This window comes from Bartonella sp. HY406, assembly GCF_025449315.1.
Lineage (GTDB): Bacteria > Pseudomonadota > Alphaproteobacteria > Rhizobiales > Rhizobiaceae > HY038.
The window spans coordinates 3,205,001-3,219,085 of the sequence record NZ_CP104893.1 but is presented as its reverse complement, the minus strand read 5'-3'; the positions used below and the strand labels follow the sequence as shown (position 1 = coordinate 3,219,085).

Sequence of the window (14,085 nt, the reverse complement as noted above, 5' to 3'; positions counted from 1 at the left end):
AGCCTAATTTACTTCACTGCTTTAAAGCCGGTTTTAAAAAAGCCGGTTTTTTGCTTTTATTTTGCTAGTTCCTATAAAAGCGGTTTCCACTTAGAGCTAAAATGCTATACAGCGCTATTAAAGTTTTAAAGCTGCTTAACAATATGAGATATTATGGCCAATCCTCCTCTTTTAACCCTTGATCAATTATCGCTTACCTTCGGGGGCACGCCTTTATTAACCAATGCCAATTTAAGCGTTAGCGAGGGGGAGCGCATTGCATTAGTTGGCCGCAATGGGTCTGGTAAATCCACCCTTTTAAAAATAGCAGCTGGCCTTGTTGAGCCAACTGATGGCGAAATTTTTCGTCATCCAGGTGCGACCATTCGCTATTTGCCACAAAGTCCTGATATGGATGGTTTTGACACGGTGGAGGCCTATGTTGAGGCAGGACTTGGGCCAGCTGATGACCATTACCGCGTTGGTTATTTGTTGGATCATCTGGGTTTAAGTGGTGAAGCTAATCCGCGTGATTTATCTGGTGGTGAGGCGCGCCGTGCAGCCCTTGCCCGTGTACTTGCGCCCTCACCCGACGTTTTATTATTAGATGAGCCAACCAACCACCTTGATCTTACCACCATTGAATGGCTTGAAAATGAGCTTGCGCAAATTCGCTCAGCATTGGTAATTATTTCCCATGATCGGCGTTTTCTTGAAACCGTGAGCCGCTCAACCGTATGGCTTGATCGCGGTGTTACCCGTCGCTTGGATCAAGGCTTTAAATTTTTTGAAGAATGGCGCGATAAGGTTTTAGAAGAAGAAGAACGCGATCAGCATAAGCTTGGCCGCCAGATCGAGCGTGAGGAGCATTGGCTGCGCTATGGTGTGACAGCGCGGCGTAAGAGAAATGTTCGCCGTCTTGATGAATTGCATAATTTACGCGCCCGCCATCGTAGCCATCAAGGACCACAAGGCGTTGTGCAATTGCAAGCCGCCGATAGCCGCGATTCGGGTAAATTAGTGGTTGAAGCCAAACATATTGCTAAAGCCTATGGCGAGCGTGTTTTGATTAAAGATTTTTCTACCCGTATTAATCGTGGCGATCGTATTGGACTTGTTGGCCCTAATGGTGCCGGCAAAACCACGCTGCTTTCAATTTTAACCGGCCTTATTGAGCCTGATAAAGGCAGTGTGCGCCTTGGGGTTAATCTTGAAGTGGCAATGCTTGACCAAAAACGCAGCCTTAATCTTGATGAAAGCCTTAAAGATTATTTGACTGACGGGCGCGGCGATAGCGTTATTGTTAATGGCGAACAAAAACACGTTGTATCCTATATGAAAGATTTTCTCTTTCAAACCGAGCAAGCACGCACGCCAATTCGAGAGCTTTCGGGTGGTGAACGCGCAAGATTAATGCTAGCACGGCTTTTGGCACGCCCTGCAAATTTGCTTATCCTCGATGAGCCCACCAATGATCTTGATATGGAAACCCTCGACCTCTTGCAAGAACTCGTTGCCGGCTTCCCAGGCACGGTAATTCTTGTAAGTCATGATCGCGATTTTCTTGATCGCACCGTCACATCGGTTATTGCGCCAGAAGGTGATGGCGATTGGTTGGAATATGCCGGTGGCTATAGTGATATGTTAGCACAGCGTAAAGATAAGGCGCTAAGCATACGCAAAGAGCAAAAAGCAACCAAAAATAATGACACGGCAAATGCCGGACAAAAAAACGATAATGCGCCGGCAAAGGAACAAAAACGGAAGCTTTCTTTTAAACAAAAATATGCGCTTGATAATTTGCCGATTGAGATGGAAAAGCTCAATGGTGAAATAGCGATTCTTGAAAAAGAATTATCTGATCCTAATCTTTATAGCAAAAATGCCGACCGTTTCCATGACCTTTCTAAAAAGCTTGAGCAAAAGCAAACATCGCTAATGGAAAAAGAAGAGGAATGGCTGGAGCTTGAAATGCTGCGCGAAGAAATGGAATAGCAAACGTATATCAGGATAAGAGTTGGTTTAAATATCTCACCTTTTTAAATATGCTGATATTTCGCCATTTTTGATCAAAAAGCCGCATATTATATGCGGTTTTTTTGCGCGGCTTTGCTTAACACTAAATTTTACGCATAAAAAAACGCCTGCTGCGGGAGGAGGTGCAGCAGGCGCTTGAATTGAAAACCGACTGGGAGGAGGAGGAGATGTCGGTCTTCCAAAATTTTCAGGGTATAGGAGGAGGAGGAGAACCCTGAAAAAACTGTAGTAATACTTATTTCTAACTCAAAAGCTCTCAACCCATTTTTGGAGAGCGCCTATGAATAATTTATTAACGTGTTGCGCGACGAGCAATTGTTGGGATTTCAGCACGATTAATGCCAAGATCATTGAGCTCACGAGAGGAAAGACGGCTAAGCTCGTTAACTGTTGTGCGATAACGACGCCAGTTGTTGAAAGAGCGAACCAAATTCATTTTAATCACCTAGATTTTGTTTGTTAAGCTTTATTGCTTGGTTAACCTGAATATAGGCTGTTCACATTTATTTGAGTAGTGCCAAGTTTGCATAGCTGCCCTAGCCATTTCACAAAGATTTCTAAAAAAATTCCTAATATAGGCTTTATTAAATAGCTCTTTAGGCAATGCGTTTTGCCATAAAAAAACACCTGCTGCGGGAGGAAATGCAGCAGGTGTTTGAATTGAAAACCGACTGGGAGGAGGAGATGTCAGTCTTCCAGAATTTTCAGGGTATAGGAGGAGGAGATTTACCCTAAAAATTTAAATTTCAATTTAAAGGCTCTCAACTTAGCAGCGAGCGCCTAGATCAAATTTTATGATCAAATTTTATGATCAATTTTGAATATTAACGTGTTGCGCGACGAGCAATTGATGGAATTTCAGCACGGTTAATGCCAAGATCATTAAGCTCACGAGCAGAAAGGCTATTTAACTCATTAACCGTTGTACGGTAACGACGCCAGTTATTGAAAGAGCGAACCAAATTCATTTTAATCACCTAGATATTGTTTGTTACGTTTTATTGTTTTGTTAAAATGAATATAGGTTTTTCACGATAATTTGAGTAGTATTAACTTTGCATAGCTGATCTGCGAAGAGCATGCAAAAAGCGCCTTTTTTAGTCATATTTCTTTCATAAAGGCCTAATTTTGCCGTAATCTGATAAAAAATGGTTTGCATTACGGCTAAAGCATGGCGCATATTTTTTCGCTTTCTTTCTTTGCCATTTTTTATATATTTTATTGGGTATTTTTGGCTTTGCTAAGTCTTATGCTCAAGCTTAAAAATGTCTTGATCGAATCATTCATTGTCATAGCTGCGCGACAAAACTGCTTGCGCAACATCATCACCCATTTTTATAATGCGAATAAGCAAAGGGATAAAGAGTGCTAAAAAGCTACGCTCTAAACCGCGAGCCTTTTGTGCTTCATAAATATCATCGGCAATCGTTTTCACAACTGGTACAAATCGCAAGGTCAACGACAAGGCCAATGCAATTTTTTTGGGGTTAGCGCCAAGCGGTTTAAAGAGCATAAAGAATCGCTCAAATGCGTCAAGCATATCGCTTGCTTTGGTCGTTGCATTAATCAAATTTGCGGCAAGTAATAAAATTGCAAGACGCAAAGTAATTGCTAAACTAGCTGCCCATGGAATAGTTAGCCATTGCACCAAAAATAATCCAAGCAACAGCCACCATAATTTTACAAGATTTTTAATTGGCAGTGTTAAGCTAAATCCAACTATTGGATAAGCAAGCAGCACCAATAGGAAGGCAATTGCCATAATATCGATGCGCGTGAAAAAAAATACAAATAAGCCAAGGGCAAAAAGGAAAATAATTTTCACCCAAATAGGTGTTTTTTTCGCCCATAAACGTGCGGACTCATTGTTTTCAAAATTGCTCATCATTGCATTAAATTTTTATAAAATTCAATTGCATCATAGGCGCTGCCATCATAGGCTATTTTGCCTTCATCGATCACGATCACACGATCGAAATCCTGCAATAATTCAAGATCGTGACTTACCAAGACAACTCGTTGCGGCAGATTGTTGATGAGGGCGGCAATGCGCTTTTTATTGCGCAAATCGAGCATGGTTGTTGGTTCATCAAAAACCATAATTTCAGGCTGCATAACCAAAACACCGCAAATCGCCAATAATTGCTTTTGTCCACCACTTAAATTATGGGCAGATGATGTTTTAATCGCATCAAGATTATAGAGCTGTAAAACATCATCACTGCGCCTTTGGATTTCCGCCTTTGTGAGCTTCATATTTTTAAGCCCAAAAGCAATATCTTCCTCAATTGTTGGCATAATGATTTGATTGTCGGGATTTTGAAAAATAAACCCAACTTTGCGACGTATATTTTTACCGTCCTTTTTCGTATCTAAACCGTCGATAAAAACCGTGCCAGTATTAGGTAGCAAAAGCCCATTTAACAATCTTGCAAAACTACTTTTACCCGAACCATTAGCGCCAATAACACCAATGCGCTGTTGTTGTAATGTTACATTTATCGATTGTAAGATGGTCTTATTGCCAAGCTTTAATGTGACATCTTCCAACTGTATATGCTTATCGCAAGTGGGACTAGCTAAAGCCGTGGCAGTTGCAATTTTCACCGTATTTGCCCCTGCCAATCAATGCCAAGTTCCGCCAGTCTTTTAACAGCTGTTTGGGGCATAGCTGGTGGATTTTTGCTATTTGCTGCTTCAATCAATAAATCATCACAGGCTTTTTCAGTAACCTCTTCCAATTTTTTTAAAAATTCACGTTTATTAAGACCTGGCTCAATGGCAGGTAAAACCCGCATAATAACGGTGCCAGGATAGCGCATGACAGTTGATCGCGGCCAAAAAAGCCCCGCATTAAGCGCAATAGGAATAACGGGTAAGGATAATTCACTATAAATTGGTATAATTCCCGGCTTATAGCTCGGTTCCGCACCCGGCTCTTGACGCGTGCCTTCAGGAAAAATAACGATTTGCCGGCCATCGGCAGCCTTTTCACGCGCCCCATTAATAACCGCTTTCATCGCCTTGATTGGGGAGCCACGATCAATAGGAATCATGCCAATTTTCCACATAAACCACCCAAAAATTGGCAAGCGCATTAATTCGCGTTTGAGCACAAGACTTGGATCTTCAAGGCACATACATAGCATGATTGTTTCCCACATGGATTGATGCTTGGGTGCGATAATACAAGCACCTTTTGGTATATTCTCCATGCCTTCAAGGCGATAATTAGTGCCAACAATATGCCTAAATAAAAACATGGTAACGCGGCCCCATATTTTAGGCACTATCCATGCTTTTTTTCGCGGCAAGAAAAAATAAAACGGCGTATAAAGAAAAACCTGCAATATCGATGCGGTATAAAAAGCAAATATGAATAATATCGATCGTATAAAAAGCACTATTTTTTCCAATGCAGAGTTTTGGGGCATTTGGTTTATAAAACAGAATAAACACGCTGAAAATGGCTTTATTGCATATTGGGTTATTTTACCAAATAAAAATAAGCTATTTTGATGAATTTTTAAATCCTAGACTGCGCTTCACTGTCATAGGCTTTCATGATCAGGTCAACGATAGCATTTAAACGTTTGGTATCAACCCCATCGCGTGCCTGTACTGAAAAGCCGCAAAGGGCAGTGCAACAAAAATCAGCAAAAGCAGTTTCATTAAAGTTTGGCGCAATTGTACCATCACATTTAGCCTGCTTAAGGTAGGATTTAATCAGATCAGTGCGTTCATTGCGCATATCGGTGAGCCATTGTGCGATATTATGATGGTCTTGCGAGTAATTAACGGCTGAAGATACAACCATGCAGCCCATGAATTTATCGGTATAAACATCTATTGCCCCACGTAAAACTTGCTCGATTGCGGCACGTGCATCGCTATTTTGCGCAAGCGCTACATTGGCGAAGGAGCCTTTTTCAAGCTGATATTGCTCAACAGCTTCACGAAAAAGCGCTTCTTTAGAGCCAAAGGCCGCATAAATACGAGCCGATGCAATATTAAGCGCTTGTGAGAGGTCTGCCATAGAGGTTCCCTCGAAGCCATATTGCCAAAAAAGATTACGTGCTTTTTTTAAAGCCTCATCTCTATCAAATTCCCTTGGTCTACCTGCCATTTTTCAATCTCATATGTCAATTCCCACGCCATTCTTTGTCAATTGATAAATAATTCATTTGACAAAATAAAACAAGTCTGCATTCTTTAATGATCAACAAAGAATTATACTGGAAGATAATGATGTCCGAAAAGAGCTTTGAAAACAAAACAATATTTATCCTCGGTGCAACATCTGGAATTGGTTATTATCTCGCCAAACATTATGCAAAACTAGGCGCTAACCTTATTATAGCAGGACGTTCAGATCAAAAATTACACATGGTTCATAATGAAATAAAGTCCGCAACAGGCAGTATTAAGACCGAAAAAATTGATGTATGTGATGAAAATTATGTCGCTGGTGCATTTAAAAATATCAATAATTGGTTGCAAAACCAAAATAGCAAAATGGATATAGCTATTAATTGCGCTGGGCTAGTCAAAAATGGTGAAATTGATACCATGACAAACAGTGATTTCAAACAAATGATAAATACGAATCTTTATGGTGTATGGCTTTGTATGAAAGAAGAAATCGCATTGATGAAACCCCATAAAAATGGAAGCATAATAAATATTGCGTCTAATATTGGTCTGCACTCAATACGACCTCTAATGGGTGGTTATGGAGCAACAAAAGCTGCTCTAACCATTTTAAGTCAAACCTCTGCACTTGAAGTTTTGCCCTTTAATTTACGTGTTCATACGCTCAGTCCTGGACCATTTGACACTAAATTGTCATATCGTTCCGGAGAAGACAAAAAAATGCGTGACATAAGAATCTTTAACAGCAACCCTTCGAAGCGAGTTGGCACCCTTTTAGAAATAGCTGAAACTATAAAATGGTTATCACAAAGCCCGCATTATCTTGTCGGTCAAGATATTATAATCGATGGCGGTGCATCGTTATGAAAAAAAAACTATCGCTCCCCTTTTCAGTCTCGCCGCTTTTTTGCTTACTCGTTTTGCCACCGCTATGGTTTTATTAACATTTGTCTTTAACCATTTGGCACTGGTTTATATAAGTGTTGCGCTTTGGGAACTAACTTTTTGGGGGGCGCTAACTTTGCTACAAACCGCCCTTGCCGATGCCGCTAGTGATGAAGCCGATATGGCACAATCTTTCTTTGTAACGCTGTTTAACCTTGGAGTGGCAGGTGGTGGTCGTATAGGTGGCTATCTATTAGACTGGACAAGCGCCAAATCTTTACCTACGCTTTCTCTTCTCCTTATATTTATTGCACTTATTATTGCATTTTTGGCTAAGAACCATGCTTTCAAAACTGGACATCGCCATTGAATATTTTCATACTAACCAAATAAAAAACCGTAATAAGAAAGGATCTTATTACGGTTTCATTGAAATTTAAATTACAACTAAAATTAACTAACTTTGAATTTCAAAATTGAAATATAGGCTTTAGCGTGAAAATGGCGATACACAGATGCGGCGCTCGCCTCTTCTAACAGCAAAGCTGTTATCGGATGGGCGGTAAGTGCGATATTGTTGAGCACACCACTTAATATGGCGTTGGTTCAAAACAGGGCGTTGCGGCATCGGTCTATTGATACTTGGATGGTTGGGACGCGGTTGATCCAAGTGGTTAGAAAGCGGTGGGCGCGGACCACGATCGCTATTATGAGGGCCGTCATAAATTGGTGGCGCAGGGCGAATATGCCTAAATGCCGCCTCTGGATACCACCAACCATCACTATGGCGCTGATAACCTGGGCGATGATGGCGATAGCCCTTATAGCCATTATAAAGTCCTTGATTGATCGGCCCATTTCTTTGTTCAATGCGCTGCGGCATATGGTCATTTGGCGCTGCAAAAACATTTGTGCTTGATACAAGGCTTGCAAAAACTGCAAACGCAAGAACCTTGCCAAGAGCCTTTTTTGAAATTTGTTTATAATGGTTGGTCATTTTAAATCCCATTCTGCCATTGTTTAAAAATATGTTCTTAAAATTTGATATTTGCACCCAATCATGGCAAATTTTAGCTAATCTCAACACCCGCAAACACAAAGGCTTTCAACTTTTATTGAAAGCGTAAATAAATGGTTTTTAAATCATTATAGCAAAAATCGCTTATCGAATATCGAGCGATCACCAAGCAATTATTATTCATCAAGCAGCTTAAAACTATTGCTTAGAGCCGCCACTCATTATAAGCAATCCAGTAAAGATCTCAGCAAAGGGGAATGCGTTGCAAAAATCCTATTATTCTATTTGGCTGCGTCCAAAATCAGTTGATTTTACATCCTTGAGCGATTCTGTCGCACATTTTTCGCAGCTTTTTAATAGCGAGAATTTTGAGCCACATATGACCCTTGCAGGCGATATCAGTATGGATATTGAAAAGGGCGAAGAAAGCCTCATTGCGCTAATGGAAGCAATTGCCAAGGATATATCCATTTTTTCTGCACCAATTATTGATGTGCGCCAAGAAGATGTTTTCTTCCGTTCTTTCTATCTTGCATTTGATCTGGTAGAAAATTTGGCAGCTCTAAAACAGCGAGTTGCTGATTATTTAAAAACCGATGATTTTGATAGCTTTATGCCGCATCTATCCTTAGCTTATGGTGTAGAGAATAGCCTGTTAAAACGTCAAGAAATTGAAAAAATACAAAAAATATTTGCCAGTAAGTCAATGGCTTTTGATCAGTTGGTATTATCAACAGCATCTAGCCATAATGCAATTAAAAATTGGCAGGTCAAACATGTTTTACCATTAAAGCCAATAACCGCCTAATCGTTGCTTAGGCTAATCTGTTTTAAGACTTGCAATTTATAAATTTCATTTTTTGATAAAAGGCAAGTAAATGACAATAGAGCGTGCTGATTTTAAAGATTTTCACAAAAAACTGCTCTTCCAGTAGCTAAAATCCATAAGAAATGCCTCTACCCTCTTGACTTGATGTGCGATAAATGTCGAAAGATTTTAAATGAGTAAAAATATTTCGATCCACAAAGCTATCCATCGACTGCGCAGCAATATTGGCGAGCGCTCTTTGGTGCTTGTTGGTTTGATGGGCGCAGGCAAGACAACAATCGGCAAAAGGCTTGCCCAATTGCTTAATCTTGATTTTTATGATGCTGACCACGAAATAGAGCACGCTTCACAAATGAGCATTAGTGAAATTTTTGCTCAATATGGCGAACAAGAATTTAGAGATCTTGAAAAACGTGTTATCTTGCGTTTGTTAAATAAAGGGCCAATTGTTCTTGCAACAGGTGGTGGTGCTTATATTAATGAACAAACTCGCGAGGCTATTCATGATCAAGCACTAGCGATTTGGCTTGATGCTGATCTTGATACTTTGATGGATCGCGTTTCACGCCGTAGTCATCGTCCACTTTTGCAAAATGATAATCCCCGCGCCGTCATGGAGCGGTTAATTGCGGAACGTTATCCAATTTATGCCAAAGCCCATCTTTCAGTGATGAGCACACGCGGCAAACGTGATGCAGTAACACGGCAGGTTATTAAAAATGTTGATGCTTTTCTTGCCAAAGAAAATGAGAGTAATAGCGCAATCGAAGCGCAATAAAACAAAATTTTCATTGCATTGTTAAACTTTTTTTCATTTTTATTTAATCTTATTACAAAAGAAGTTAGCTACAACTGTGCTTAAACCGCTAAGCAAAGATGATGTGGTGCAATTTTATTAAATTCATCTATTCATTTAAAGGATTTTATAGTGAAACTCTATTTTTACTACCCTAATATTGATAACGCTGAAATAGAATTTTGGACATTGGAAAAGATTGGTTTAATCGGTTGGGATAGCGAATTTTCCGTATCCTTTGCATCGCCTGATGAATGTGTAAATAATACCCCCTCCTGTCTCATCGATTTTGATGTATTTGATAAATTGTTTTATCCTTCAAGCTTTGCTGAATTGGAGGCAAAGGGATATGCAGATATCTTGACCGGCTATTACCTGCTAAGCGATGAATGGAAATGTGGTGAACCTTACGGAAAATACTTGGGCGAGCGTATTTATTTTTAGGGCTGGCATAGATAGCTAAAAAAAGTTATTGGTTTCAAATGGATAAGTCCCATCGCAAAAGTCGTCTTTTGCAAGTAAAACAAGAAGAACCGATTGAAGTATTTCGTAGCAGGCTCAACGGCTCGTTCTGCTGCCGTTTTAGCAGGAGTAAACAGGAACACAGCTACCCTTTATTTCCACAAGCTGCGAGAGGAAATAGCCTCACGCCTTGAGCAAGAAATCCCCGAACTCATGTGCGGTGCAATTGAACTTGATGAGAGTTATTTTGGTGGGGTGAGTAAAGGCAAAAGAGGGCGCGGAGCTGGTGGGAAAACACCCGTATTCGGATTGTTAAAACGTAATGGAAAAGTTCATGCTTTTCCTATACCAAATGCCCGTAATGAAACACTTTTACCGATTATTAGGCAATCAATTAAGCCAGATTCCATTATTTATCGAGATAAGCTTTTCTGCCTATGATGTTCTCGATGTATCTGAGTTTCACCATGAGCGGATCAACCATTTAAAACCTTTGAGCAAAAACCTTTTTGGATGAGCACAATCATATCAATAGGATCGAGAACTTCTGGAGCCAAGCCAAGCGTCATATGCGTCGTTTTAATGGCATACCAAAAGAGCACTTTCACCTCTACTTAAAGTAGTGTGTATGGCGTTTTAATAATCATTCAACACAGAAATTGATAAAAGTATTGTCAAGCTTTATGAAATAATTATACTTAAACCTTATCTATGCCAGCCCCAAAATTTGAATAAATCATCTAGATTAAATATTCACACAATTTAAAATTTTTAGTATAACTTATATTGATTTCAAAATTTTATAAGGTCTTCATTATGGAAGAAAGATATACAATTTTTATTGATGAAAGTGGCGAGGCGGACATTAAAAAATTCGCTCGGAATCTTCCAGCGGTGCATCCCCTTACATGACATTAGGCGCGTGCCTTATCGCTAACCGAGATAGAGAAGTCATTGAGAATACTTTAGTAGAGGTTCGAACCCAATTACGAAAAAAATCACTTCACTGTTCAGATCTAAATCATTACCAAATAATTCACTTCACTCGGCAAATTATTAAACAGAATATACGCCTATTTGGGATTATATCACGCAAAGAAACTTTGGGTGGTTATAAAAGCCGCATTGATGATAATAGTAAAATGTACTATAATAAATGCGTCCAATATCTCTTGGAGCGCGTAGGTTGGTTTATGGAGTCACGACAAATTCCGCCCGAAAATCTTGATATTGTTTTTGAAGATGCCAACGTGGACTACAATAAAATGCGTAATTTACTACGATCATGCCAATCAAATCCGAGACATGAAAATACTCAAAAATTACAATATATTGACATTAAAAAAATAACAGTAAAGAAGAAGAGCGAGGAACCTCTATTAGAGTTAGCTGATCTCGTTGCGCCTGCGCTATATAAATGCGTCGATAGACAAACTAAGCAACAGAATATACTTGAACCACGTTATTTATGTGAGCTCGCTCCGCGTTTTTTTGGCAATCCTAAAAATCAAATTGTAGTTGGTGCGGGGTTATATTGCGTGCACACTACGCGTGACCTTAAACTCGATGCAGATGTAGAAACAATTTTAAACGGTTTGTTGGCTTTGCCTTTTAAAACTACAAAGGAAGTTGAATGAAACAAGCAAAAATTTACACCATCGTGCAAAAACAAAATTAGATATAAAAATTTGTATTAAGGTTATTTCGCAATGTTTACGCTGTTATATCACCTAAAAATATCTCGTAAAAAACGACCACCAACACCGTATTAAGATCACCAAAAACTAGTTTAAATGTCTTTTAATTCTACGGTGATTAAGAATAGAATAAATTTAGGGTTAGGTTATCACGCCAAATATCCCAGACCAACCCAGGCTTAATGTCTTGAGGCATTTACAAGTATTTCATAAAGCTTTTGGCCTTCAGGAAGAGCTTATCTCTACCATCAATGAATTTGGAACTTAGCTCTACCTATGTCGTTCATTTAGCTACATCATAACCATGCAGTACTCGTTTTTGTGCATGTACCGCTTTTTCATAATCGTAAGAACGCCAAGAGCCCCCTTTGTAGGTTATTGTAAACTTGGTGTTAGTTGAGTTGTTTTATTGCTTCGATATTACTTACACATCTTGGTTATGGTTTTCCTTGGTTGCGAAGAGGTGTGTTCTACCATATTAGCAGCGCTCGCTTTGGCGCATGTACCGAATTGGTATTATAGCCCTCATGTACTGATTTGGCATTATGGCGTTAGAACCGCCAACGACCGCTCTTTGGGGGTATGGTATAAATAGTTTCTTATTTCAATGATGGGTAATATTGGTTGCGGGGGCAGGATTTGAACCTACGACCTTCAGGTTATGAGCCTGACGAGCTACCGGGCTGCTCCACCCCGCGTCACCTATAGTCTTTGCTAGAAGTATTATTGATAATCGAGCAAAGTCATTATCTGATTGATGTATTTGCGTTGTTATTTAAGCATGATCAGATAGATTAATAAGGGTGTTTTGATGGTGAAGAGATAGTATTCAATCATGCATTTTGCAGACCTGGCAGCGACCTACTCTCCCGTGTCTTAAGACAAAGTACCATTGGCGCTGGAGCGTTTCACGGCCGAGTTCGGAATGGGATCGGGTGCAGCCGCTCCGCCATAACCACCAGGTCGGCGAAAGGCATGAACGAATTGAAGCTGGTTTTGATTTTCTGCTTTTTATTAACTGGATATAGGTAATGGGAACGATCAAGCCGATTGAACGATTAGTATCAGTAAGCTTCATGTGTTACCACACTTCCACACCTGACCTATCAACGTGGTCGTCTTCCACGGTTCTCATGGGAATACTCGTTTTTAGGTGGGTTTCCCGCTTAGATGCCTTCAGCGGTTATCCCTTCCGTATATAGCTACCCTGCTATGCGGCTGGCGCCACAACAGGTCCACCAGAGATACGTCCATCCCGGTCCTCTCGTACTAGGGACAGATCCTATCAATATTCCTACACCCACGGCAGATAGGGACCGAACTGTCTCACGACGTTCTGAACCCAACTCACGTACCGCTTTAAATGGCGAACAGCCATACCCTTGGGACCTGCTCCAGCCCCAGGATGCGATGAGTCGACATCGAGGTGCCAAACAACCCCGTCGATATGGACTCTTGGGGGTCATCAGCCTGTTATCCCCGGCGTACCTTTTATCCGTTGAGCGATGGCCCTTCCACACGGGACCACCGGATCACTATGACCGTCTTTCGACTCTGCTCGACTTGTCAGTCTTACAGTCAGGCAGGCTTATGCCATTGCACTCAGCGAACGATTTCCGACCGTTCTGAGCCCACCATCGCGCGCCTCCGTTACTCTTTAGGAGGCGACCGCCCCAGTCAAACTACCCACCATACACGGTCCTGGTTCCGGATAACGGAACGCAGTTAGACATCCATGTAGATAAGGGTGGTATTTCAAGGAAGACTCCACAATGGCTGGCGCCACTGCTTCAAAGTCTACCACCTATCCTACACATGTCGACACGAATGCCAGTGTAAAGCTATAGTAAAGGTGCACGGGGTCTTTCCGTCTAACCGCAGGAACCCCGCATCTTCACGGGGAATTCAATTTCACTGAGTCTATGTTGGAGACAGCGGGGAAGTCGTTACGCCATTCGTGCAGGTCGGAACTTACCCGACAAGGAATTTCGCTACCTTAGGACCGTTATAGTTACGGCCGCCGTTTACTGGGGCTTCAATTCAATGCTTGCACATCTCCTCTTAACCTTCCAGCACCGGGCAGGCGTCAGACCCTATACGTCGTCTTGCGACTTCGCAGAGCCCTGTGTTTTTGGTAAACAGTCGCTACCCCCTGGTCTGTGCCACCCCCTAACGGTTGCCCGCTAAAGGGTCACGCTTCTTCCGAAGTTACGCGTGCAATTTGCCGAGT

At 40.9% G+C, this 14,085-nt stretch carries 14 protein-coding genes, 1 tRNA gene, 2 rRNA genes and 1 pseudogene (1 of these 18 running past the window's edge); 8 read left to right on the top strand and 10 right to left on the bottom strand.

Annotated elements, in window-relative coordinates:
- Positions 1-153 precede the first annotated feature (153 nt).
- Positions 154-1,974, top strand: a complete 1,821-nt coding sequence (locus N6B01_RS13575) for an ABC-F family ATP-binding cassette domain-containing protein (RefSeq protein ID WP_182418285.1) — start codon at positions 154-156, stop codon at positions 1,972-1,974.
- A 334-nt stretch (positions 1,975-2,308) separates the two neighbouring features.
- On the opposite strand, the gene N6B01_RS13570 is transcribed toward N6B01_RS13575, so the two are convergent.
- From N6B01_RS13570 to N6B01_RS13545, 6 genes are all read right to left on the bottom strand, one after another.
- Positions 2,309-2,452, bottom strand: coding sequence for a DUF1127 domain-containing protein (locus N6B01_RS13570; RefSeq protein ID WP_182418284.1), 144 nt, complete (start codon positions 2,450-2,452; stop codon positions 2,309-2,311).
- Positions 2,453-2,840: 388 nt separating this feature from the next.
- Entirely contained in the window at positions 2,841-2,984 is a 144-nt protein-coding gene (locus N6B01_RS13565) for a DUF1127 domain-containing protein (RefSeq protein WP_182418283.1), read from the bottom strand.
- A gap of 311 nt (positions 2,985-3,295) precedes the next feature.
- Positions 3,296-3,904 (bottom strand): energy-coupling factor transporter transmembrane component T family protein, encoded by a 609-nt coding sequence (locus N6B01_RS13560; RefSeq protein ID WP_262079254.1) that lies wholly within the window; start codon positions 3,902-3,904, stop codon positions 3,296-3,298.
- Complete coding sequence (locus N6B01_RS13555; RefSeq protein ID WP_262079252.1) at positions 3,901-4,623, bottom strand: energy-coupling factor ABC transporter ATP-binding protein; 723 nt, start codon at positions 4,621-4,623, stop codon at positions 3,901-3,903. Before N6B01_RS13555 ends, N6B01_RS13560 begins: the two co-directional genes overlap by 4 nt.
- Positions 4,620-5,450: a lysophospholipid acyltransferase family protein gene (locus N6B01_RS13550; protein WP_182418281.1), complete on the bottom strand. Its 831-nt coding sequence runs from the start codon at positions 5,448-5,450 to the stop codon at positions 4,620-4,622. The genes N6B01_RS13555 and N6B01_RS13550 overlap by 4 nt, the downstream gene beginning before the upstream one ends.
- Before the next feature lie 92 nt (positions 5,451-5,542).
- A complete protein-coding gene (locus tag N6B01_RS13545; protein ID WP_262079249.1) occupies positions 5,543-6,142 on the bottom strand; it encodes a TetR/AcrR family transcriptional regulator in 600 nt (199 codons plus the stop codon).
- Positions 6,143-6,264: 122 nt separating this feature from the next.
- On the opposite strand from N6B01_RS13545, the gene N6B01_RS13540 reads away from it, so the two are divergent.
- On the top strand, positions 6,265-7,035 hold the full coding sequence (locus N6B01_RS13540; RefSeq protein ID WP_262079248.1) for an SDR family NAD(P)-dependent oxidoreductase: 771 nt from the start codon (positions 6,265-6,267) through the stop codon (positions 7,033-7,035).
- Entirely contained in the window at positions 7,016-7,423 is a 408-nt protein-coding gene (locus tag N6B01_RS13535) for a hypothetical protein (protein WP_262079247.1), read from the top strand. The genes N6B01_RS13540 and N6B01_RS13535 overlap by 20 nt, the downstream gene beginning before the upstream one ends.
- Before the next feature lie 120 nt (positions 7,424-7,543).
- Here the strand turns inward: N6B01_RS13535 and N6B01_RS13530 are convergent, their stop codons facing one another.
- A complete protein-coding gene (locus N6B01_RS13530; protein WP_262079246.1) occupies positions 7,544-8,050 on the bottom strand; it encodes a BA14K family protein in 507 nt (168 codons plus the stop codon).
- Between the two features lie 283 nt (positions 8,051-8,333).
- Here N6B01_RS13530 and N6B01_RS13525 point away from each other — a divergent pair, with 283 nt between their 5' ends.
- The 5 genes and pseudogenes from N6B01_RS13525 to N6B01_RS13505 all read left to right on the top strand — a co-directional run bounded on the left by N6B01_RS13525 (position 8,334) and on the right by N6B01_RS13505 (position 11,795).
- Entirely contained in the window at positions 8,334-8,879 is a 546-nt protein-coding gene (locus N6B01_RS13525; protein ID WP_262079245.1) for a 2'-5' RNA ligase family protein, read from the top strand.
- Positions 8,880-9,072: 193 nt separating this feature from the next.
- The gene (locus N6B01_RS13520) at positions 9,073-9,678 is read left to right on the top strand and encodes a shikimate kinase (protein ID WP_182418276.1); all 606 of its coding nucleotides are present in this window, start codon (positions 9,073-9,075) and stop codon (positions 9,676-9,678) included.
- A gap of 150 nt (positions 9,679-9,828) precedes the next feature.
- Entirely contained in the window at positions 9,829-10,140 is a 312-nt protein-coding gene (locus N6B01_RS13515) for a hypothetical protein (RefSeq protein ID WP_262079244.1), read from the top strand.
- Between the two features lie 38 nt (positions 10,141-10,178).
- A pseudogene (locus N6B01_RS13510) lies at positions 10,179-10,850 on the top strand (IS1595 family transposase).
- Between the two features lie 180 nt (positions 10,851-11,030).
- On the top strand, positions 11,031-11,795 hold the full coding sequence (locus tag N6B01_RS13505) for a DUF3800 domain-containing protein (protein ID WP_262080678.1): 765 nt from the start codon (positions 11,031-11,033) through the stop codon (positions 11,793-11,795).
- Positions 11,796-12,476: 681 nt separating this feature from the next.
- On the opposite strand, the gene N6B01_RS13500 is transcribed toward N6B01_RS13505, so the two are convergent.
- From N6B01_RS13500 to N6B01_RS13490, 3 genes are all read right to left on the bottom strand, one after another.
- Positions 12,477-12,553, bottom strand: a tRNA-Met gene (locus N6B01_RS13500).
- 150 nt (positions 12,554-12,703) lie between these two features.
- Positions 12,704-12,818: ribosomal RNA gene (gene rrf / locus N6B01_RS13495) — 5S ribosomal RNA — on the bottom strand.
- A gap of 74 nt (positions 12,819-12,892) precedes the next feature.
- Positions 12,893-14,085 (bottom strand): 23S ribosomal RNA (locus N6B01_RS13490); it runs 1,620 nt beyond the window's last position.

Bases quoted from the DNA above. Each gene is read 5' to 3' on its own strand.
- N6B01_RS13575 (WP_182418285.1), top strand. From the start codon at position 154: ATGGCCAATCCTCCTCTTTTAACCCTTGATCAATTATCGCTTACCTTC.
- N6B01_RS13570 (WP_182418284.1), bottom strand. From the start codon at position 2,452: ATGAATTTGGTTCGCTCTTTCAACAACTGGCGTCGTTATCGCACAACA.
- N6B01_RS13565 (WP_182418283.1), bottom strand. From the start codon at position 2,984: ATGAATTTGGTTCGCTCTTTCAATAACTGGCGTCGTTACCGTACAACG.
- N6B01_RS13560 (WP_262079254.1), bottom strand. From the start codon at position 3,904: ATGATGAGCAATTTTGAAAACAATGAGTCCGCACGTTTATGGGCGAAA.
- N6B01_RS13550 (WP_182418281.1), bottom strand. From the start codon at position 5,450: ATGCCCCAAAACTCTGCATTGGAAAAAATAGTGCTTTTTATACGATCG.
- N6B01_RS13545 (WP_262079249.1), bottom strand. From the start codon at position 6,142: ATGGCAGGTAGACCAAGGGAATTTGATAGAGATGAGGCTTTAAAAAAA.
- N6B01_RS13540 (WP_262079248.1), top strand. From the start codon at position 6,265: ATGTCCGAAAAGAGCTTTGAAAACAAAACAATATTTATCCTCGGTGCA.
- N6B01_RS13535 (WP_262079247.1), top strand. From the start codon at position 7,016: ATGGCGGTGCATCGTTATGAAAAAAAAACTATCGCTCCCCTTTTCAGT.
- N6B01_RS13530 (WP_262079246.1), bottom strand. From the start codon at position 8,050: ATGACCAACCATTATAAACAAATTTCAAAAAAGGCTCTTGGCAAGGTT.
- N6B01_RS13520 (WP_182418276.1), top strand. From the start codon at position 9,073: ATGAGTAAAAATATTTCGATCCACAAAGCTATCCATCGACTGCGCAGC.